This window comes from Streptomyces sp. NPDC048392 (genome assembly GCF_043200575.1).
Taxonomy (GTDB): Bacteria; Actinomycetota; Actinomycetes; order Streptomycetales; family Streptomycetaceae; genus Streptomyces.
The window spans coordinates 1-21,484 of sequence record NZ_JBICYB010000003.1; the positions used below are offsets into that span (position 1 = coordinate 1).

Sequence of the window (21,484 nt, forward strand, 5' to 3'; positions counted from 1 at the left end):
AACCCGATCAGACGAACCGATCAGGTCGGGGTATCAACATATCTGGCGTTGACTTTTGGCACGCTGTTGAGTTCTCAAGGAACGGACGCTTCCTTCGTACTCACCCTCTCGGGCTTTCCTCCGGGCGCTTCCCTCCGATGTTTCCAACACTATCAGGCTTTCCCGGTGCTTCTGACCACCGTCCTGCGGGCATGCAGAAGGTGATCCGGCGATAGGATCTGACCGAGTTGGGTACTGCCGGGGCGAGGACGCCTTGTTACTCATCACTCAACCGCAAGCAGGAGCAACGACAGTACACGGGGCCGCGGAACAGGTGCAAATCCGTGGCGAGTGTGGTCTAGACCTCTAATCGGAACACTCATGCGGAACCGGTACTTCCTATGACATACCCTGCTGCTCAGTGCGCCGTCCGGGACAGACAGTGACGGCCCGTTCGTATCTCCGCCCCTGGGAGGCTTCCCATGACCACCGTCTCGTCCCCGCTCGCAGGACGCGCCATCGGCCTGGCCGCTGTGCCCGATCCCGTCTTCTCCGGGGCCATGGTCGGCCCGGGTACCGCCATCGACCCCGTGCGGGAGCCCTCCGAGGCCGTCGCCCCCGTCGACGGCGTCATCGTTTCTCTGCACCCGCACGCCTTCGTCGTCGTCGACGACAGTGGCCACGGCGTGCTGACTCATCTCGGCATCGACACCGTGCAGCTCAATGGCGAGGGCTTCGAACTGCTGGTGAACAAGGGCGACACCGTCGTCCGCGGTCAGGGTGTGGTGCGCTGGGACCCGTCCGCCGTCGAGGCCGCGGGCAAGTCGCCGATCTGCCCGGTCGTGGCTCTGGAGGCCACGGCCGAGGCCCTGACCGACCTCCGTGAGAACGGCGACGTGAAGGCCGGCGAGAGTCTTTTCCTCTGGAAGTGACGTCCGTGCCGTCGGACGACGGCACGGACGCCGACAGGACAACCACCGCGGCGGCGCGACCCGCCGCACTATCGGGACGGGTGAGATGGAGACAACGCTGCGAGGCGTCGGTGTGAGTCACGGAGTGGCGATCGGCGAGGTTCGGCACATGGGGACGGCGGTCCTGGAGCCGCCGGCGAAGCAGATCCCGGCCGAGGACGCGGAGCGCGAGCAGGGGCGCGCCCGCAAGGCCGTGGAAGCTGTCGCGGCCGATCTGACGGCACGCGGCAATCTGGCGGGGGGCGAGGCCCAGGCGGTGCTCGAGGCGCAGGCCATGATGGCCCAGGACCCCGAGCTGATGGCGGACGTGGAGCGGCGGATCACCGTGGGCAGTACGGCCGAGCGCGCGGTGTACGACGCGTTCGCCGCGTACCGCGCCCTGCTGGCCGGTGCCGGTGAGTACCTGGCCGGTCGCGTGGCAGACCTCGACGACGTGCGGAATCGTATCGTCGCCCGTCTGCTCGGGGTGCCGATGCCGGGGGTGCCGGACAGCGACGAGCCGTACGTTCTCATCGCGCGGGATCTCGCGCCGGCCGACACCGCGCTCCTCGACCCGGCTCTCGTCCTCGGCTTCGTCACCGAGGAGGGCGGGCCGACCAGCCACAGCGCGATTCTCGCGCGGGCGCTCGGTGTGCCTGCCGTGGTGGCCCTGCCCGGAGCGGGCGAGCTGCCCGAGGGCACCGTCGTCGCCGTCGACGGAAGCACCGGTGAGATCTTCGTGAACCCCAGTGAGGAGGAGAAGGCGCGGCTGGCGGCGGAGGCGGCCGAGCGAAAGGCCGCGCTGGCCGCGGCGACCGGGCCGGGGGCGACCTCGGACGGTCACAAGGTGCCGCTGCTGGCGAACATCGGTGGTCCCGCCGACGTTCCCGCGGCGGTCGAGGCAGGCGCGGAGGGTGTCGGTCTGTTCCGGACCGAGTTCCTCTTCCTCGACGACAGCGGGAACGCCCCGTCGGAGGAGAAGCAGGTCACCGCCTACCGCCAGGTGCTGGAGGCGTTTCCGCAGGGGCGGGTCGTCGTGCGGGTGCTGGACGCCGGCGCCGACAAGCCGCTGGACTTCCTGACCCCCGGTGACGAGCCGAACCCGGCACTCGGCGTGCGGGGCCTGCGGACGCTGCTCGACCACCCGGACGTACTGCGTACACAGCTGACGGCGCTGGCGAAGGCGGCCGAGGGGCTGCCGGTCTACCTCGAGGTCATGGCCCCGATGGTGGCGGACCGGGCCGACGCCAAGGCGTTCGCGGACGCCTGCCGCGAGGCCGGGCTGCGGGCGAAGTACGGCGCGATGGTGGAGATCCCGTCGGCCGCGCTGCGGGCCCGCTCGGTGCTGCAGGAGGTCGAGTTCCTGTCGCTGGGAACGAACGACCTCGCGCAGTACACCTTCGCCGCCGACCGTCAGGTGGGTGCGGTGTCCCGGCTGCAGGACCCGTGGCAGCCGGCGCTGCTCGACCTGGTCGCGCTGTCGGCCGAGGCGGCGAAGGCCGAGGGCAAGAGCTGCGGTGTCTGCGGTGAGGCCGCTTCGGATCCGCTGCTGGCCTGTGTGCTGACCGGTCTGGGCGTCACCTCTCTCTCGATGGGTGCGGCGTCACTGCCGTATGTGCGGGCGACCCTGGCGAAGTTCACGCTGGCGCAGTGCGAGCGTGCCGCGGCGGCCGCCCGGGCGACGGACAGTGCCGAGGAGGCGCGCGGCGCCGCTCAGGCGGTGCTGTCCGGCGAGTAGGGGCCGGGGGCGGCTTTCGCTGTGACCGTGGTGCGGGGCGTTCCACCTTCGGGTGGGGCGCCCCGCCCGCGTTCAGTGGTGGTGTCCCGGGGGCTGGTGATCGTCTCCGAGGTCGGGCGGCGCGCAGTAGTCGACGTTGGATTCGGGAGAGATGAGGTCGCCGGACTCGACGTCGGTGCAGTAGGCGTCGAAGACCTCACCGGCTGTGAGGGGATCGAGACCGTATCCCCGCAGGCGCCAGCCGTGGATGCGGTCGGGGCCGCCCGGGGTGCTGATGCGCATGACCAGTCCGCCGGGGCTGTGGGTGGCCAGGCCGAGGGCGAGGACACCGGTGAATTCCAGGGCCTCGGTCTCGTCGACGTGCGGGGTGCCGTCGATCTCCTCGTCGGCGAGCAGGACGGAGACAAGGGCATGCGGTGGACCCGAGACACTGCAGACCAGGTGCCGGCTGCCCGGCGGGGCGGTCTCCAGGACCCGGCGCAGGAGCCGGGAGGCGCGGGTGAAGGCGGCCCGGCCGAGGTCCTCGCCGCAGGTGGCGCAGCTGCCGAGGCCGGCGAGCAGGCCGGCCGTGTACTCGCGGGTGGCCTGGCGGACGGCTTCGTCGACGAGGGCCGGGAGCAGCTCGGCGAGGGACTGGCCCTCGTACGGCACGGTGGGTCCGTGGGCGGCCAGTTCGGCGGTGAAGCGGGCGCGGCTGGCGGGGGCGTCGGCGTCGAGGCCCGCCGCTGTGCAGAAGTCGGCGTACTCCTCCGGGTCGAAGAGCGCGATCGTGGTGTGGGTGCCCTGCGCCGTGCGTGCCTTGAGCAGGGCTTCCACCTGGCGGAGGTAGGCGGCGTGGTCGTGGAAGGTGAAGCTGCGGTAGCGCCGCATGGCTCGGAAGTCGTGTTCGTCGGTGAGCAGTCCGATGGTGCCCGCGATCTCGCGGTGCAGGACGCGTCGCATGGTCTGGTCGGTGTGCGCCATGTTTCCCCCTGTGCGCGGTCGATCAATGCTCACTCACAGTAATCGGGGGCACTGACAACGGTCTCGGACAGGCGCGTGGAGCCGGCCGCGGCTCGGGGCGGCCGGCTCGTCGGTGTCCTGGTCAGGAGCGTTTGCGGGCGAGGTCCTCGTAGAAGTGGAGCAGGTCGAGGTTGTCGATGGAGCCGGGGTTGACGGCCTTGTCCAGCGGGGTGCCCTGGAGGAGGCGCTTGACCGGGACCTCGATGCGTTTGCCGGTCAGGGTGTGCGGGATACCGGGCACCTCGATGACCTCGTCCGGGACGTGGCGGGGGGAGAGTTGCGCGCGGATGGTCTGCTTGACGCGGTCGAGGAGGGCCTCGTCGAGGTCGGCTCCGGGGGCCAGGTGCACGAACAGGGGCATCCAGTAGCCGCCGTCGGGCTGTTCGACGCCGATGACGAGGGATTCCCTGATCTCGGGGAGCCGCTCTACTGCCTCGTAGATGTCGGCCGATCCCATGCGGACGCCCTGCCGGTTGAGGGTCGAGTCGGAGCGTCCGTGGATGACCACGGAACCGCGGGAGGTGAGGGTGATCCAGTCGCCGTGCCGCCAGACGCCGGGGTAGGTGTCGAAGTAGCTGTCGTGGTAGCGGCTGCCGTCGGGGTCGTTCCAGAAGCGGATCGGCATCGAGGGCATGGGGTTGGTGACGACCAGCTCGCCGACCTCGTCGGTGAGGGGGTTGCCCTCCGGGTCCCAGGACTGGAGGTCGGTGCCGAGGCCGGGGGCCTGGAGTTCGCCGACGTGGACCGGCAGGGTGGGGACGGCGCCCGCGAAGCAGGAGCAGACGTCGGTGCCGCCGCTGACGGAGGCGATCCACAGGTCCGCACCGCTCTCGGCGAACTCGTCGTGCAGCCAGCGGAAGCCGTCGGGCGGGAGCGGGGAGCCGGTGGTGGCGACGCACTGGATCGTGGACAGGTCCAGGTCGCGGGCCGGGTGCACGTCGGCCTTGCGGCAGGCCATGACGTAGGCGGCGGAGGTGCCGAAGAGCGTGGCGCCGGTGCGCTCGGCGATGCGCCACTGGGCGTCCGTGGCCGGGAAGCCGGGGCTGCCGTCGTAGAGGACGATCGTGGTGCCGGTGAGCAGGCCGGAGACGAGGAAGTTCCACATCATCCAGCCGGTCGACGTGTACCAGAAGAAGCGGTCCTCGGGGCCCAGGTCGCAGTGCAGGCCGAGCTGTTTGAGGTGCTCGACCAGGATGCCGCCCTGGGACTGGACGATGGCCTTGGGCAGGCCGGTGGTGCCGGAGGAGTAGAGCACCCACAGGGGGTGGTCGAAGGACACCTGCTCGAAGACGGGCTCCCTGTCCGCGGTCGTCAGGGCCTCCCATTCCAGGGCGCCTTCCGGTGCCTGGGTGCCGAGGACCGGGATGTGGACCACCGCGCGCAGGGTGGGCAGTTCCCGGCGGAGTTCGGCGACGGTGTCGCGGCGGTCGTGTTCCCTGCCGCCGTAGCGGTAGCCGTCGACGGTGAACAGGACGACGGGTTCGACCTGCTGGAAGCGGTCGAGGACGCTGCGGGCACCGAAGTCCGGGGCGCAGGAGGTCCAGACGCCGCCCACGGCCGCCGTGGCCAGGAGGGCGACGACGGCCTGGGGGATGTTGGGGAGGTAGCCGCTGACGCGGTCGCCGGGGCGTACGCCGAGGGCGCGGAGTTCGGCGGCGAGGGAGCCGACCTGACGGCGCAGCTCGGCCCAGGTGACGGGGACCGGTTCGTGGGTTTCGTCGACATACAGGAGGGCCGGTTCGTCCGCGCGGGTGGCGGCCGCGCGCAGGGCGTGTTCGGCGTAGTTCAGCGTCGCGCCGGGGAACCACTGGGCGCCGGGCATGGCGCGGTCGCCCAGCACGCGCGCGCAGGGGGTGGAGAACCGGACGTCGAACCACTCCGTGACGGCTTTCCAGAAGGTGTCCAGGTCGTTCACGGACCAGTGGTGCAGGGCGGCGTACCCGCCTTCGGCGGGGGCGCCGTGGTGCTCGGCCGCCCAGGTCTGGAACCTGGTGATCCGTGCCTGGGCGATGCGTTGCGCGTCTGGCTGCCAGAGCGGCTGGGGGTTCACGGTCGGCATGGGGCGGCTCCCGGACTGTGCGCGTCGTGTGCGTCCTCCGCGCACGGGCTGGGGTGTGCGCGTGACGCGGCTGACAGGGACGATGCCATGTGATCGACTTCCGCACCAGGGCGCGCCCCACACAGCCGGCCACATGAAGATGTGGTCCCGTCATGGGTGAACGGCAGTTGAACGCCGCCCCCGCGCGAAGTGGTCGATGGCAGGGTGAGCAGCATGGACGGTCGTGACCTGGTGCGTTCGATGAAGACGGTCGGTTCCGCGGGGTTGTCGCAGGGGTTGCGTACGGTACGGGCCGCGTGGCGCCGACGGCGCGCGGATGCCGCCGGGCTGCCGCCGCGGGGTGCGGAGCGGGCACGGGCGCCGGGGCCGATGCGGGAGGTGGAGCCCGGCCCGGGGGGCGGTGTGGTCCGGTTCGGCCGCTCGGAGCTGCGCGTCCTCGTCGCGGTGAACGGAGCCGTGTTCTGGGGCTGGGACGGGGCCGGGCCGGAGCCGTCGTACGCGTTGGCGGGCCGCTGTCCGGAGCCGGATTCGCGGGCGGTGCTTGAGCCGGACAAGGACGGCGGCTGGCGGGTGGTGGCGGAGCGGGCGACGGTGGCCGTGTCCCGGCACGGAGCCGTCGAGGTGCGTACGCCCGGCGGTGTGGTCCTGCGGCGGGAGCTGCCGCCCCGTTGGTGGGAGCCGGTCGACGGCGGGCCGGCGCGCTGGACGCAGCGGTCGGAGGTGGCCGCCGACGCCCGGTTCTTCGGACTCGGCGGGCGGTCCGCGGGTCCCCGGCTGCGAGAGGGCACGTACCGGCTGTGGAACACCGGCCCCCAGCCGCCCTGCGGCGCCGGTGAGGACGCGAGGTCCGTCACCATGCCGGTGCAGATGGTGGTGGCGGACACGGGGACGCATCTGGTCTTTCACGACAACGCGTGGGACGGCACGGTGGCGCTGCGGGAGGGGGTGGAGGGGGCGGGGTCCGGGCACGACCGGCCGGGTCGGAGTGTGCTGCGGATGGCCGGCGGCCCGCTGCGGTGCTGGGTGGTGGTGGGCACCCCCGCGCGCGTGCTGCTGGCCTGGGCGTCGCTGACCGGGGCGCCCGTGCTGCCGCCGGCGTGGGCGCTCGGGTATCAGCACGCGCTGGGGGGTTCTGGCGACGAGCCGGACATGCGGCGGGTCGTCGCGGGTCATCGGGAGCGTGGTCTGCCACTGGACGCGGTGCATGTGGGCATGGGGCATGCCGACGCCCAGCAGGTGTTCACCGTCGACGGGGACCGGTTCCCGAAGCTGCACGTGCTCGCCGAGGAGCTGCGCGGGGAGGGCGTCCGGCTCGTGTCGGCCGTCGAACCGGCGGTGCCGGTGGCGCCCGGCACCGCCGTGTACGACAACGGGGTGCGCGGGGACGTGTTCGTGCGGGACGCCGCCGGGGCGGTCGTCCGCGGTGTGGGGCGGCCAGGGAACGTGGTCTTCCCCGACTTCACGCACGCGGGTGCGCGCGAGTGGTGGGGTGGGCTCTACGAGGAGCGGCTCGGGCAGGGGTTCGCGGGCGTCTGGCACGACCTGGACGAACCCACGTCGTTCGCCGCCTTCGGGGAGTCGACGTTGCCGCGGTCGGCCCGGCACTCGCTGGAGGGCAGGGGCGGTGACCACCGGGAGGCGCACAACGTCTACGCGCTGTGCATGGCGCGGGCCGGGTACGAGGGGCTGCGGGCGCTGGCGCCCGGCGGGCGGCCGTTCGTCCTCTCTCGCTCCGGGTGGGCCGGCATGCAGCGCTACGGGGGCGTCTGGTCCGGGGACGCGGCCACGGGCTGGCCGGGGCTGCGTGCCTCGCTGGCGCTGGTGATGGGGCTCGGGCTGTGCGGGGTGCCGTATGCGGGGCCGGATGTGGGCGGGTCCGGCGGGAGGCCGTCGCCGGAGCTGTATCTGCGGTGGTTGCAGCTGGCCGCCTATCTGCCGCTGTTCCGCGCCCATGCCGGTCCGCGGGCGGAACGCCGGGAGCCGTGGGAGTTCGGGCCCGAGGTGCTGGAGTACGCGCGCGTGGCGCTCGTCGAGCGGCGGCGGCTGCTGCCGTACTTCGTGACGCTGGCGCACCTGGCCCGGCGTACTGGCGCTCCGTATGTGCGTCCCCTTTGGTGGTCGGCGCCGGAGGACCGGGCGTCGCGGGACTGCGAGGACGCCTTTCTGCTGGGCGACTGTCTGCTGGTTGCCCCGGTGTTCTGTGCCGGTGCGGACCGGCGTGCGGTGCGGTTGCCGCGGGGGCGCTGGTACGACGTGGTGACGGAACGGGCGTACGAAGGGCCCGCGCAGGTGGTCGTCGACGCTCCGCTGGCGCGGATACCGGTGTTCGCGCGCGCGGGAGCGGTGGTTCCGGTGCGCGGGGAAGACGGCGCACCGGAACTCGAGGTGTGGGCGCCCGCGCGGGGGCGGACCGGCGGTGGGCTGGTCGTGCCGGACGCGGGCGACGGCTGGGCGGAAGCGGAGATCGAACGGTACGTGTCCCGCTGGGAGGGGCGGCGGGTGGTCGTGGAGCGGGAGGGCGAGGACGGTGTGAGCGAGCCGTCCCGCCCGGTCCGCGTCCGTGGGCTCGCGGAGCGCTCGGCTCAGATGTAGCGGCCCTCGAAGAAGGCCCGTACGGCCCGGGTGTGGAGCGGGAAGGCTAGCTCTTCCGCCCTGCGCAGGAGGTGCCAGCCCTCCGTCTCGTCCGTGGCGGCGGAGGGCGGCAGGCCCTCCGCCGGCCGCTCGGGCAGCAGCCCGAAGAGCAGCAGGTGGCCGTCGGGCGAGCTCATGGCGTCGGCGAGCCGTACGTCGCGGCTCGCCGCGTCGATGCCCGTCTCCTCCTTGAGCTCGCGGACGACGGCCTGCCGCCAGTCCTCCCGGTCGTCGACGTAGCCGCCGGGCAGGGCGACGCCCCCGCGCGCGGGGGTCACGGTGCGGCTGATGACGACCAGGGCGGTGCCCTGCGTGTCGTACACCGGCAGGAGGGCCACCGCGACGGGCAGCGGGTTGCGGTAGGCCACGGTGCCGCACGCGCGGCAGGTGCGGGGCCAGCCGGAGACGCCCTCTCCGTAGGGCGTTCCGCAGCTCGAACAGTGGGAGTTCGGCGCGGAGTTGGGAACGGAGGTTTCAGTTTCGGACACGCGGCGGACTGTATCCGATCGCGGAGGGGGCGGCTCCGGCAGGCCGTTCAGCGGCGGCCGGCGAGTGACTTCGCGGAGACCGGGAAGTCGAAGTAGGTGTCCGGGTGGGGCTCGGGCTGGTACGTGAAGTGCCACCACTCTTCGGGGAGGTTGACCAGGCCGACGTCTTCGAGGGTGTTCTTGAGCAGCAGCCGGTTGGCGCGCTGGGCGCCCTGGACGCGGGGGTCGAGGGTGTGTGAGCGGGTGTCGAAGCAGTCGTAGCCGGTGCCCATGTCGACGGAGTTGTCGGGGAAGCGCTCGGCCTGCGGCGCGAAGCAGGGCGCCAGGGGCTGTCCGGGGTGGTACGGGCGGGTGGGCACGGCCGGGAGCCGCACGAGGGTGAGGTCCATGGTCGAGCCGCGGCTGTGGCCGGACTTCTCCGCGATGTAGCCGTCGTCGAACAGGCGGGTCTTGTCGACGTCCGGATAGAACTCGGCCTTCATGTCCTGGTCGTCGAGGTCTTCGGCCCAGCGCACGAAGTGGTCGACGGCGCGCTGGGGCCGGTAGCAGTCGTACACCTTGAGGGAGTAGCCCTGGCGCAGCAGTCGCCTCTGGGCGAGGTGGAGGGCCTCGGCCGCGGGACGGTTGAGGATGCACAGGCGCTGGCGGTAGCCGTCGATGCGTTCGCCGACGAAGTTGTGCGCGGTGACGTAGCGCATCTCCTCGATGATCGTCGGGTCGACGCTTCTCAGGGCCACGAAGTCCTCGGGGGCCCTGGGTCCTGGCCCTGCCTGCGCGGTGGCCGGGGCGGCCGTGACGGTGAGCAGGGCGGCGAAGGCGGTGACCAGACCGCGGAGCACGGTGGGGAGTCGTCGTGTCATGTTCCCTGCATCTATCAGGGTCGGGTTCCGCGGGGAAGAGGGCGGGCCGGTGACTCGCCGGTTCGTACCGCGCGCGAGCGCGCGGGAATCCCGGGTAACCGGGCCCGGCGGGTGCCGGCCGCGCCTTCCTGCTCCCGTGCGCTCCTGGACGGGCACTCCCCGCTGGGCCTTCCGACCGGTGGTCGGTCCGACGACCGGCGGGGTCGCGGTACTGGCGGTGCCTGCCCGGCCGGCGACCGGCGACATCCTGGCCGAGACGCGGCGAGATCCCGGACTCGGCGGCCGGCTCACGCTGTCGGCGCCGCGCGCGGCGGTACGCCGAGTGCGCGCCCGCCGTGGCGACGTCGGTGCACGACCGCGAGTAGACCGCGAGTACCGCGACCGGCGCGGGGCGGTGGGACAAGAGTGCCGGCCGGACGGAGGACGGCGACGGCGGCGAGGGGCGGAGCCCCTGGACGGAACCCCTGGGGCGGAACCCCTGAGCGCAGCCGCTCAGGTGGTGACGACCCGGCGGCGGTCCGTCGCCTGGGACATCGCGTGCTGGACGACGCCGATGAGGACCTCCTTGGCGGACTCCCGGTCCCGGGCGTCGCACATCACCAGGGGCACGCCGGCGTCGAGGTCGAGGGCCTGGCGGACCGTCTCGGCCGGGTAGCGGGCCGATCCCTCGAAGTGGTTGACGGCGACCACGAACGGGATGGAGCGCCGCTCGAAGTAGTCGACGGCTGCGAAGCAGTCCTCCAGGCGCCGGGTGTCGGCCAGTACGACCGCGCCCAGCGCGCCCTCGGACAGTTCGTCCCACATGAACCAGAACCGCTCCTGGCCGGGCGTGCCGAAGAGGTAGAGCACCAGATCCTCGCGCAGCGTGATCCGCCCGAAGTCCATGGCCACCGTAGTGGTGTGCTTGCCCTCCACCCCGCTGACGTCGTCGACGGGACGCCCGGCCTCGGTGAGCAGTTCCTCGGTGCGCAGCGGTCTGATCTCGCTTACCGCGCCGACGAGGGTGGTCTTGCCCACGCCGAAGCCGCCCGCCACCAGGATCTTGAGCGTGACGGGCTCGACCGGCGGCTTGCCGCGCTGAGAACGCCCGAAGATCATCGATCTCTTCTCCTTAACGTGCCGCCCGACGTTCCCGGGGGCCGGTTCACAGTGCCCTCAGCCCGTTGATCACGTCGCGCAGGATGTTCTCGTCCGGCAGTTCGGCCGGGGGCACGGGCCGGTTGACGCGGACGAGTTCGATGTCCACGAGGTCTCCGATCAGAACGCGCACGACCCCGACGGGGAGGTCGAGTTCGGCGGCGAGTTCGGCGACCGACTGCGGTTCGTCCCGGCACAGTCCGACGATGTCCACATGCTCCGGGGAGAGGGTGACGTCCGCCTCCGGGTCGTCCGCGTGGGGTTCCGTGACGACCACCGCGATCAGGTCGAGGCGGTGCTGGGCCGCGCTGGTGGTGCGGCCGCGCGTCATGGCGTACGGACGGACGACGGGACCCGCCTCGTCGTCGAACCAGTGGTTTCTTCCCTGACCGTCTGCGCTCATGTCGTCCCGCTTACCCGCCCGAGGGCAGATCGGTGCGGGGAGCGGTGCCCAGGTGCACGCCGACCCGCTTGACGAGCAGGGTCATCTCGTAGGCGACCTGCCCGACGTCCGAGTCGGCGTCCGACAGGACGGCCAGACAACTCCCGTCGCCGGCGGCCGTGACGAACAGGAAGGCGTCGTCGAGTTCGACGACCGTCTGCCGGACGCTGCCCGCCTCGAAGTGGCGGCCCACGCCCTTGGCGAGGCTGTGGAATCCGGACGCCACGGCGGCCAGGTGCTCGCTGTCCTCCCTGGTCAGGTCCTTGGATACGCCCGTTGCCAGGCCGTCCCCCGACAGGACGACGGCCTTGCGGACGCTCGCGACACGGTCCACCAGGTCGTCGAGCAGCCAGTTCAGCTCCCCGGACCTGGTCGCGGTGTGGCCGGTCGCCTTCGGTGCGGTCATCGACCGTCCCCCTTAGTCGTTCCTCGTGGTGCTGATGGTGCTGTGCCGCCGGGGACGTCGTCGCCCGCGGCGTTCTCCTCGCGGCCGCGCTGCCAGCCGCGCTGGAGCGAGGCCATACGGCTGCGTACCTCGTCGGCGTCACGGTCGACGGGGTCGGAGCGGTCCTCGGCGGACGGTTCGGGGCTCTGCCTGAGCTGAGGGGCCAGACTGGCCTGCCGTACTCGCCGGGGCAGCGCGCCGGACTCGGCGTTCACGGAGGGGGCGTCCTCGCGCGCGAGGGGCGCGCCGCGGGGGCGGGCGGGGGGCGACGGCCGCGCGTCGGGCTCCGTACGGCCGGCACGGCGGGCGTCGTCGCCGTCGCCGTCGTCGTCGCGGTGCCCGGTGGCGCCGTCGGTGAGGTCGCCGCGGGCGGCGGGGCCGCCGGCACGGTCGCCGCGGCGGCGGGCGGGCAGGGCCGGCAGCGCGTCCGCGCCGGTGCCGGGTGCGGTCGGTGAATCCGTCCGGTCCGGGTCTGCCGCGGGCGGCTGGTCCGCGGTGCCCCGGACGGGCCGTTCCGGGACCGGGCGCCCGTGGGAGCTGACCAGCTTCGGGGTCCGGCGGCGGGGCAGCGCGACCGGCGCGTTCGCCTCGGTCCCGTCCTCGGCCGGCGCGTCGTCGTGACGGGGCTCGGGGCGGCGTCGTTCGGTGCGGCGGGGCACCTGGTCGTCGTCGGCCGCGACCAGTGACCGGCGCGGTCGGAACAGGCCGCCGCGTTCGCCGTCCTGGTCGACGAGCGCGCCCGGCAGGTCGTCGAGGGCGTCCAGGTCCACGGGCGCCTCCAGTTCGACCGGGCCGTCCAGCGGCGTCGGCCGGTCCGGGAGCCGTGCGGGCACGTGGGAGAGGGCGGAACGGCGGCTCGCCTCCCGTTCCTTCTCCTTGACGTGCCGGGGCCGGTCGAGGCGGAAGCCGACACCGTTGGTGTCCGGGGCTTCGTCCGTGAGCAGCGCGTCGGGGACGAAGACGACCGCGGTGGTGCCGCCGTACGGGGAGGGCTGCAGGGAGACCCGGACGTTCTGCCGCTGGGCGAGCCGGCTGACGACGAACAGACCGAGGCGGTCGGTGTCGGACAGCTCGAACTCGGGTGTCTCGGCGAGCCGGAGGTTGGCGTCGAGGAGGGCGTCGGCGGCCATGCCGAGGCCTCGGTCGTGGATCTCCAGGGTGAAGCCGTTGGCGACGCGTTCGCCCAGGACCTGCACGGCGGTGTGCGGCGGGGAGAACACGGTGGCGTTCTCCAGGAGTTCGGCCACCAGGTGGGTGAGGTCGGCGACGGCCGGACCCGTGACGGCGATGCGGGGCAGCCGGCGGACCTCGATGCGCTCGTAGTCCTCGACCTCGGCCACGGCGGCCCGCACGATGTCCATGAGCTGAACGGGCTTGCGCCACTGCCGGGACGCTGCGGCACCCGAGAGGATGACCAGCCCCTCGGCGTGCCGGCGCATGCGGGTGGTCAGGTGGTCCAGGCGGAACAGGTCGGCGAGTTCCTCGGTGTCCTCGGTCCTGCGCTCCATGGTGTCGAGCAGGGTGAGCTGCTTGTGCAGCAGCACCTGGCTGCGGCGCGCCAGGTTGACGAAGACCTCGGAGACGCCGGCGCGCAGCTCGGCCTGCTTGACTGCGGCTTCCACGGCGGCCCGCTGGAGGGTGTTCAGGGCCTGGCCGACCTCGCCGATCTCGTTCCTGTCGTACTCCAAACGCGGCACTTCGGTCTCGACGTCGACCTCCTCGCCCGCCGACAGGCGGCGCATCACGCTCGGCAGGCGGACACCGGAGGCCTCGTGGGCCTCCAGGCGCAGCTGCTTGAGGTCGCGGATGAGGGAACGGCCGACGCGTACGGACAGGAAGAGGGAGTACAGCAGGGCGATCAGGCCGAGCACTCCGGCGATGACGGCCTTGGCGATGGTGTGGGTGGCGACCGGGTCGACGCGGTCCTGGTAGCGGTCGGCCGCGTGGTCGTCGAGGTCGCCGAGTTCCTCCAGAACGCTGCCGGCGGCGGTGTCCCAGCTCTTGGCGGTGACACCGCGGGGCGTGCCGGACCCGGAGGACACGGCGGCCTGCTCGGCGACCCGCAGCGGAGCGGAGGAGGCGTTCTTCCAGAACCGCTGGTAACGGCCGCGTTCGGCGGAGGGCAGCAGCGGCAGGTTGGTGTCGTACATCACGGTGCGCTGCGCGACGAGGTCGGAGACGTCCCGTGTCTCCGTGCGGGTGAGCCGGCCGGCGACCAGGGCGGAGCCGAGGAGGGCGTCCTCGCGGGAGAGCAGTTCGCGGGCGCGGGAGACGTTGACGAGCGCGCGGTACTGCTTGTCCAGGCCCACGTTGTCGACGACGTTGAGGTTGGCGAGCAGCTCGTGGCAGGGGTCGACCAGGCGGTTGTAGAGGCCGAGGGCCTGGGCGCGGTCCACGGTGCCGTCCTCGACGCTGCGGCGCAGGGAGCCGATGCCGTCGAAGGCGTCCAGCACCGCGGTGAGACGTTCCTCCTCGGCCGGGCCCATGTCGTCGCGCACGTCGGGATCGGCGGCGTTGCGGCGGATCTCGGCGACGGCCTCGTCGGTGGCGGTACGGCTGCGCTGCAGGGCGGCCAGTCCGTCGGAGGCGCGCGGGTCGGCGAGGTGGACGAGGGTCTGGCGGCGTTCCTGCTGGAGGACGCGGACGGTGTCCTCGATCGGGTAACCGATCTTCTCGACGACGGTCGAGACGCTGAACAGCCGTCCCGCCTCACGTCCCGTCAGTACTGTGGCGAAGGCCCAGATCGCGGTCAGGGAGACCAGCGGCACGAGAAGCAGCGCCACGATCTTCCGGCGGATCGACTTCCCGCGAAAGCGCATGGCCTCCCCCAGCTCGACCCCACCTGCGGGGGCACACATGTGCGTCAACAAACGGCGCGAGCCTACTACTGACGCACGGGTAACTCGAAGACCCGTCCGGAGGCCGTGCTTCCGCACCCGGTGCCGGTAAGGGTCAGTTGTCCGGTCATTGCGGGAGATTGCGTCCCGGGATCCGCCTGCGGAGGGGGAGGGTGCCGTTCGGCGTGACGGGCGGATTGGCCGAAATTCTTCGACTGCGCGGGATTTCCGGGAATCTTGGGGACCCCACGTTCGTCCTTCACTACGGGAAACGGAGGCGGAATGGGCCACAGGAGCCGCATCCCGCCCCCGGGCGGCGTAAAGCAGCGCAAGCCGGGCAGCCAGAGGGGAGCCGTGTCGTGGGGCACGGTCGAGCTGTCTGCTGGCGGTGGGGAGTGACATGTTGATGGGCACGGCGGAGCGGCGCGGAGCGCCCGAGGACGACGGTGCGGCCGAAGGGACCGCACCGGTGGCCGAGGTGCCGGATCGCGGCATCCCGGCGGCAGGACCGGACACACGGGCGCGCGAGCGGCAGTCGGGGTACCGGCCGTTGTGGCACGAAGAACCCGCGCCACGGCGCCGGTTGCCGGACCCGGTGCGTACGGCGGCCGTGCGCGCGGTACTGGTCGTCTCCGTGACGCTGATACTGGCGATGGTCGCCTTCCTCTGCACGATGGCGGAGTCCTGGCTGGCCTTCCCGATGGTGCTCGCCAGTGTGGCGGGCACGGTCGTGGCCACGTGGGGCGTGCTGGACGTGTGGGTGACACGGCAGGTGTGGAACCAGCGTCACGGTGTCGTGTCGGTGCCCAGCAGCACCGCGCGGGCCATGCGCCGCGAGCGCCGCCGGGCGAGGCGGCAGGACCGGGCCGCCGAGCGGGACCGGGGACGGATAGGCCGGCGGGGCGGCGCGGGACAGCTGTCGCACCCCTGAGCGGCCGGGCGGCGCCCTGGGCGCGGGACACGCCGGACTACGCCGGTACCCGGTCGGCCTCCGCCACCGGGGGGAGACAGCCGAGGGCGCACCCACGAAGGGCCGTTCCCCCGCCCGGTACGAACGGGACGGCCGTACGACCGTGGTGTTCGCCGTGGGCCGGGGCCGCTCCTTCATGCGGGCCCGGCGTGAGCTCGCCCGCGCGGGTCGGCACCCGGGGCTTCGCGGCCTGCGAACGGGCCCGACGGTCCACGGCGTCCCTGGCCTGCCGCGCGGGCCGGTCGCTGGTACCGGCAAGCGTCCCGTCGGGTTCTTCCGCCAGTGGCTGCTCCGACGGCTCGCCGGTCAGGCGCCCTGGGCCGGTGACTGCGCGGGGCGTTTGAACATACGGGTCGCCGTGATCTCGCTGTGCACCGACTCGCCCTCCCCCTCCGCGGCAGGCGTCGGCTGCGGCAGCCCCGGCCTCAGGTGCTCCTCCACGCTGATGTACTTCAGCCCCGCCCTGAGGTCCGCGTCATTGCGCAACCGGATGACCAGTGGGAACTCGGCCAGCGCGGTCGTGTCGAACAGGCCGGTGGTGTACAGGAGCTGGACGCCGAGCGCGTCCGAGACGGCCCGCTGGAGCTCCAGCAGGTAGGTGGCGTTGGCGCGGCCGATGGGGTTGTCGAGGAACAGGGTGCCGGCGTGGCGGTGCCGGTCGCGGCCCCGGTCGTTGCTGCGCAGCGCGGCCATCGTGCAGTACAGGGCGATCGCGGCGGTGAGCAGCTGACCGCCGGAGAAGACGTCGCCCATCTGTCCGACGGGGACGCGCTCGGCGCGCAGTACGGCATCGGGCTTGAGGATCTCGACGGCGACGCCCTTGGGCTGCAGGGCCGCGGCGACACCGCGCAGCAGCAGCGACATGCCGTCGCGGCGCAGGTCGGAGTTCTTCTTCACGGCGGCGCGGGTGGCCTCGTCGACGACCTCGCCGAGCCGCTCGGTGAGGACGGCCTGGTCGGGCTCCTCGAAGCGGATGCGCAGGAACTCCTGCCCGGACCACTCGCCGAGCCCTTCCGGCAGCCGGGAGAGCCGCTGGGCGGAACGGAGCGTGGCGAGGGCGGACTCGACCAGGCCGCGCAGCCGGTCCACGATCGAGTCACGGTTGCGCTCCAGCTGTGCCAGCTCGTCGGTGAGCACGCGGAGCCGGGGCGCGAAGGCGTCCGCCCACCTGGCGGCGTGTTCGGGCAGCGCGGCGGCGGGCAGCTCGCGGATCTGCTGGCGTGCGGGCGTGCGGACCTGTTCGTAACGGGTGGAGTTGGCGTGCCGGACGAGCACGTCGCTCGCCTCGCGTACGGCGGCCTCGGCGGCGGACAGGTCGGCGGCGCAGCCGCGCAGCGAGCGGCGGGCCTCGGCGGCGGACCGGCGGGCCTCCTCCAGGTCACCGGCGTAGGGCTCGGGCTCCTCTTGCTCCTCCTCCGACCCGTGTTCGCGCAGCAGGTCGCGGAGCATGGCGGCGATCTCGTCGAAGCCGCCGGCCGCGTCCTCGGCCGCGCGGTGGGCGTCGAGCAGTTCGGTGTGGGCCTCGCGGGCCCGGGCGAGCGCCTCGGTGCGGGAGGCGAGTTCGGTGGTCGCCGTGCGCAGCAGGGTCTGGGCGTGCTCGGCGTCACGCGGGTGGAGTTCGCCGGGGAGTTCGGTGTGGGTGTCGCCGTCCTCGGGCGCGTGCCGTTCGGCTTCGCCGCGCAGCCGGCCGAGCTGTTCGCTCGCGCTCGACATGCGGGTTTCCAGGAGCTGCACCAGCTCCTCGGCGCGGGCGACGGCGGCCTGCCGGGAGGGCCCGTCGGAGCCGTCGGGCGATTCGAGGAGCTGTCCGGCCCGGGTGCGGACCTTGTTGCTGAGCCGGTCCAGATCCGCGCGGGCCGCGCTCTCGTCGCTCTCCGCGCGAGCCTGTTCGGCGCGCAGATCGGCACCCACGCCGACCTTCTCGTACACCTGGGAGGCGGCGCGGTAGGCCTCGCGCAGGTCGGGCAGGGGCGCCCTGGGCACGTCCGTGCCCTCCCCGGACGCGCTCTCCGGTCCGTCCTCGGGCACGTCGTCGGGGGCGCCGGCGATCTCGGAACGCTCGGCGCGCAGGGCGCGCGCGGTGCGGCGGGCGTCGTCGGCGGCACGCTGGGCGGCACGCCGGTCCTCGTCGGCGGCGCGGGCCCGTTCCAGACAGGCCTGGGCGCGGGCCTCGGCCTCGGCGCCCTCGTCGGCCAGTTCACGGAGTCTGGCCTGCCAGCCGGCGCGTTCGCGCAGCCGGAAGGCGAGTCCGGCGAGGGCGTCGGCGGCGCGGCGGGCCTTCTGTGCGGCCTCCTGCCGCTCGTCCCGCAGGTGTACGGCCTCGGCGGCACTCTCGTCGGCCTCGGCCCGCACGGTACGTGCCTCGGTCAGCTCGGCCTCGGTCTCCTCGGCGAAGGCGCGGGTCTCCTCCGCGGCCCTGGCCAGCTCGGCAAGGCGCCCGGTGGGGCAGCCGGTGCGCCAGGAGGCGAGCCGGGCGGCCAGCTCGCGGTCCTTGCCCAGCCGGGCGGCGAGGCCGCGGATCTCCTCGTCCCGCTCACCCGCCCGTGCGCGCAGCGTGTGCCGCTCCTCGTCGGCGGCCTGCTCGTCGTGCATGGCCGGATTCGGCGGTACGAGGAAGACGTCCCCGGAATCGGACGCGGGAGCCGGGGTCGGGGCGAGCAGGGCGGCGGCCGTGCCGACGGCCACGGCGGAGCGCGGCAGCAGGGCCGCCTCGCCGAGGACCGCCCGGGCGCGGGTGTGCGAGTCGGGGTCGGTGATGATCACGCCGTCGACCAGCTCGGGGCGGGCGGCCAGCACGCGCGCGTGGTCGGCCGGGTCGACGGCCTGCGCGAGATAGCGCCAGCCGGGCAGGGCGGGGATGCCGTGCTCGCCGAGGAACTCCACGGTGGCCAGCACGTCCGGGCCGGGCGGCAGCAGCCCGCCGTCGCCGAGCGCGCCGAGGATGCGGGAGTCGTCCGCCGCGGCGGTGCGCAGTTCGAACAGCTGGCGTTCGCCGGCGGAGACGGTGGCGTCGAGCAGTTCGCGCAGTTCGTCGGCGAAGCGGTCGAGTTCCTCGGGGGTCAGCGCGCACTGCGGTGCCCGGGGAGCGGCGGCCCGGTCGTCGCGGTCCGCGTCCCGGCGGGGCTGGGGGATGCCGTGATGGGTCCCGGCGGCCAGGCCGAGCAGTTCGGCGAGCCGTTCCTCCGCGGCCAGTGCCCCGGCGGTGCGCCGCTCGGACTCGTGGGCGCGCTCGGCCGCGGTGGCCGCGTCCGCGGCGCGGGCCGCCGTCAGTTCGGCGCGGTTCTCCGCGGCGGCGGCCTCGCGGGCGTGCTCGGTGGCCCGGCCTGCGGCATCGCGGGCGGTGTCCCAGGCCGCGACGGTCGTCTTCTCCGCGTCGCTGGCCGCTAGGGCGGCGCGGGCCGGGTCGGCGTCGGGCGCGCTGTCGTCCAGCCAGCCGGCGCGGACGGCTTCGGCGGTCTCCTGCCCGACCTCGGTGAGACGCTGGCGCAGGTGCCCGGCCTCGCTGCGGGCACGCTGCGCCTCGGTGGCCGCGGTGGTGGAGTCCCGGTGGGCGGCGTCGCTGACCTCCTGGAGGGCGGCGGACCTCTCCTCCTCCTCGTTGGCGTGGTGCTCGGCCTTTCCGGCCGCCGCGTGCAGGGCGTGGACGAGCGCGACGGCGGCCCTGGCGCGGGCGGCGAGCGCGGGGGCCGCGTCCCGTTCCGCCTCCTGGATGGCGGCGGACACGCGGGCGACACGGTCGGCGGCGGTGCGGTGGCGCAGGACGGCCTCGGCGGCCTGCCAGGCGGAGTGCAGGGTGCGGGCGTCGGCCAGTTCGCGCTTCTGCGCGGCGGCGGACTTCTCGGCCGCGGTCAGGGCCAGCGAGGCGTGCCGGTAGGCGAGTTCGGCGGCGATGAGACCGCTGCGGTCCCGGGCGGACTCGGCGTGCGTGACGGCGTACGCGGCGGCCGTGACCCGCTGGGCGAGGTCGCCTGCCCGGACCCGCTCACGGGCGCCGCGGGCGGAGAGCCGGCGGGCCAGGTTCCTGGTACGGCGTTCGGCGGCGGTGTGGACGTCCCGGGCGCGGCTGCGGGCCTCGGCGGCTTCGACGATCCGGCCGAGGAGGTCGACGGACCCGGCGGTGAAGTCGCGTTCGGCGATCAGCTCGGCGCGCCGGCCCAGCTTGCTGCCGAAGCCGCCGACCAGGTCGGCGAGTCCGTCGGTGTCGCGGGTGTCGGTGACGGCCCGCAGCAGCAGGTCGGTGAAGTCGGAGTCCTTCTTGACCGCGAAGAGGCCGGCGGCCTCGCCCTCGTCGGCGTTCATCTCGCGCTGGTAGCGGAAGAGTTCGGGATCGAGGCCGAGGTCGCCGAGGTGCTCGATCCAGCGGTCGTGGATCTCCTCCCAGTGCGCCTCCAGGTGCGGGTACGCCTTGCCGGCCTCGGTGAGCGCGTCCCGGAACCCCTTCATGGTGCGCCGCCTGCCCTGCGCGCCGGAGACGCCCTCGACGGACGGGCGTACGGCGGTGGCCTCGGCGACCGGCAGGTTGTCCAGGGTCAGTCCGGGTCCGGGCCGGAAGGAGTACCAGGCCTCGGCGAACTTCCGCGGGTCGCCCGAGACCTGCCGCCCGCGCCACTCGCTGACCTTGCCGACGACGACGCACTCGCCGGTCTGCACGTGCTGCCACTCCAGTGCCACGTGTCCGCAGTCGTCGGCGAGCAGGAACTTGCGCAGCACGCCGGAGCTGGCGCCGCCCAGCGTGTTGCGGTGGCCCGGCAGCATCACCGAGAAGATCAGCTTGAGGAGCACGGACTTGCCGCCGCCGTTCTCCAGGAACAGCACGCCTGCGGGGGCGGGCCTGCGCGGCGGGCCGACGGGCTCCTCTTCGAAGAACTCCGCCTGCGTGGGCGCGGGGTCGGGCACGAGCTCGCCGACACCGCGCAGGTCAAGCACGGTGTCGGCGTAGCGCGCACCGGCGGGCCCGATGGAGTAGAGGCGGACCCGGGACAGCTCGTACATGGCGGACTCTCGTAAGTCTTCGGGAAGTCGGTGACGTTCGGACGGGGTGGAGTCAGGAGGGCAGGAGGCCCGGGGTCAGGAGGAGTGGAAGGGCAGGCCGGCGTCGGCGACCAGTTCCGGGTCGTCCGTCTCCTCGGCCGGCAGCAGCGTCGCGGTGCCGTCGGTGACCGGGACCACGCCCAGGTCCAGCAGCTCGGCCATGGCGGCGCTGCCCGCCATGTCGCGCACCTGGAGCTGGTAGCGGGCCGTGGTCCGGTAGGTGCCGCCGTTGTCGTCGCCGGTGCGCTGGAGGAAGCCGGACTCGGTGAGGAACCCGGCGGCCTTGCCGACGATGCCGGTGGTGGAGCCCGGGAGTCTGCGCGCGTCCTTGGTGGCGCCGGTCGAGCTGCGCCGCACCCAGATCCGCCAGGCGGCCTCCAGGCCCGGGAGGTCGGTGGCCGGGTCGGTGTTCTCGCCCTGCTGCTCGGCCCGCTCCTCCAGTCTCCGGCAGGCCTGGCGGACGAACGCGTCCACGCCGTTGACCGTGACGCGCCCGATGTAACCGTCGTCGGCGAGGTCCTCGGGGCGCGGATAGGCCATGGCGGCCACGGCGAGGTGGGCGAGGCCGTGCAGGAAGCGGTCGCCGGAATCGGTGGCGGCGCGACGCGCGTAGTCGCCCATGCGGACGGCGAACACCGAGTCCTCGGCGGCGGCGACGGCCATCCCCGCGCGCGGGGACACCTCCAGGACGATCAGCCCGAGGCCGGCCGCCACGGCGTCGGCGAGCCGTGCGAAGGGAGGGTCCTCCCGGTAGCGGCGCAGCAGGTCGGCGTACTCCTGGTCACGGGCGGGCAGCAGCTTGGGCTGGAGGCCGAACGCGACGAGCCGCGCCGCGTCGGCGGCGTCGGCGGGCGTGACCGCCGCGGCACCCGCCTCCGGTTCGCTCCGTTCGACGTGCTCGGTCACGGTCGGTAC

The 21,484-nt window shown here is 73.4% G+C and carries 14 protein-coding genes; 4 read left to right on the forward strand and 10 right to left on the reverse strand.

The annotated features are described in order from the left end of the window. Positions 1–461: 461 nt before the first annotated feature. Positions 462–911 (forward strand): PTS glucose transporter subunit IIA, encoded by a 450-nt coding sequence (locus ACGFYH_RS06235; protein WP_393801959.1) that lies wholly within the window; start codon positions 462–464, stop codon positions 909–911. A gap of 85 nt (positions 912–996) precedes the next feature. Then, a complete protein-coding gene (gene ptsP / locus ACGFYH_RS06240) occupies positions 997–2,667 on the forward strand; it encodes a phosphoenolpyruvate--protein phosphotransferase (RefSeq protein WP_393801960.1) in 1,671 nt (556 codons plus the stop codon). A gap of 72 nt (positions 2,668–2,739) precedes the next feature. On the opposite strand, the gene ACGFYH_RS06245 is transcribed toward ptsP, so the two are convergent. Both ACGFYH_RS06245 and ACGFYH_RS06250 read right to left on the reverse strand, forming a co-directional pair. Continuing rightward, on the reverse strand, positions 2,740–3,630 hold the full coding sequence (locus tag ACGFYH_RS06245; protein WP_393801961.1) for a hypothetical protein: 891 nt from the start codon (positions 3,628–3,630) through the stop codon (positions 2,740–2,742). A 121-nt stretch (positions 3,631–3,751) separates the two neighbouring features. Further along, entirely contained in the window at positions 3,752–5,728 is a 1,977-nt protein-coding gene (locus ACGFYH_RS06250; protein ID WP_393801962.1) for an acetoacetate--CoA ligase, read from the reverse strand. 213 nt (positions 5,729–5,941) lie between these two features. On the opposite strand from ACGFYH_RS06250, the gene ACGFYH_RS06255 reads away from it, so the two are divergent. Continuing rightward, positions 5,942–8,320 carry a glycoside hydrolase family 31 protein gene (locus ACGFYH_RS06255; RefSeq protein WP_393801963.1) on the forward strand — a complete coding sequence of 793 codons (2,379 nt, stop codon included), beginning with the start codon at positions 5,942–5,944 and terminating at the stop codon, positions 8,318–8,320. On the opposite strand, the gene ACGFYH_RS06260 is transcribed toward ACGFYH_RS06255, so the two are convergent. The 6 genes from ACGFYH_RS06260 to ACGFYH_RS06285 all read right to left on the reverse strand — a co-directional run bounded on the left by ACGFYH_RS06260 (position 8,311) and on the right by ACGFYH_RS06285 (position 14,550). Next, positions 8,311–8,847, reverse strand: coding sequence for an NUDIX domain-containing protein (locus ACGFYH_RS06260; RefSeq protein WP_393801964.1), 537 nt, complete (start codon positions 8,845–8,847; stop codon positions 8,311–8,313). The genes ACGFYH_RS06255 and ACGFYH_RS06260 overlap by 10 nt on opposite strands. A 47-nt stretch (positions 8,848–8,894) precedes the next feature. Next, a complete protein-coding gene (locus ACGFYH_RS06265; RefSeq protein WP_393801965.1) occupies positions 8,895–9,707 on the reverse strand; it encodes a M15 family metallopeptidase in 813 nt (270 codons plus the stop codon). A 492-nt stretch (positions 9,708–10,199) separates the two neighbouring features. Beyond that, the gene (locus ACGFYH_RS06270; RefSeq protein ID WP_393801966.1) at positions 10,200–10,805 is read right to left on the reverse strand and encodes an ATP/GTP-binding protein; all 606 of its coding nucleotides are present in this window, start codon (positions 10,803–10,805) and stop codon (positions 10,200–10,202) included. Between the two features lie 46 nt (positions 10,806–10,851). Further along, positions 10,852–11,247: a DUF742 domain-containing protein gene (locus ACGFYH_RS06275; RefSeq protein ID WP_393801967.1), complete on the reverse strand. Its 396-nt coding sequence runs from the start codon at positions 11,245–11,247 to the stop codon at positions 10,852–10,854. Positions 11,248–11,257: 10 nt separating this feature from the next. Next, the gene (locus ACGFYH_RS06280) at positions 11,258–11,692 is read right to left on the reverse strand and encodes a roadblock/LC7 domain-containing protein (RefSeq protein ID WP_393801968.1); all 435 of its coding nucleotides are present in this window, start codon (positions 11,690–11,692) and stop codon (positions 11,258–11,260) included. Beyond that, the gene (locus tag ACGFYH_RS06285) at positions 11,689–14,550 is read right to left on the reverse strand and encodes a nitrate- and nitrite sensing domain-containing protein (RefSeq protein ID WP_393801969.1); all 2,862 of its coding nucleotides are present in this window, start codon (positions 14,548–14,550) and stop codon (positions 11,689–11,691) included. Before ACGFYH_RS06285 ends, ACGFYH_RS06280 begins: the two co-directional genes overlap by 4 nt. Positions 14,551–14,968: 418 nt before the next feature. Here ACGFYH_RS06285 and ACGFYH_RS06290 point away from each other — a divergent pair, with 418 nt between their 5' ends. Continuing rightward, positions 14,969–15,499, forward strand: coding sequence for a hypothetical protein (locus ACGFYH_RS06290; protein ID WP_393801970.1), 531 nt, complete (start codon positions 14,969–14,971; stop codon positions 15,497–15,499). Positions 15,500–15,844: 345 nt separating this feature from the next. Here ACGFYH_RS06290 and ACGFYH_RS06295 read toward each other — a convergent pair whose 3' ends face one another. Then, complete coding sequence (locus tag ACGFYH_RS06295; protein WP_393801971.1) at positions 15,845–20,530, reverse strand: hypothetical protein; 4,686 nt, start codon at positions 20,528–20,530, stop codon at positions 15,845–15,847. Positions 20,531–20,605: 75 nt separating this feature from the next. Continuing rightward, a complete protein-coding gene (locus tag ACGFYH_RS06300) occupies positions 20,606–21,475 on the reverse strand; it encodes a hypothetical protein (protein WP_393801972.1) in 870 nt (289 codons plus the stop codon). Positions 21,476–21,484 lie beyond the last annotated feature (9 nt).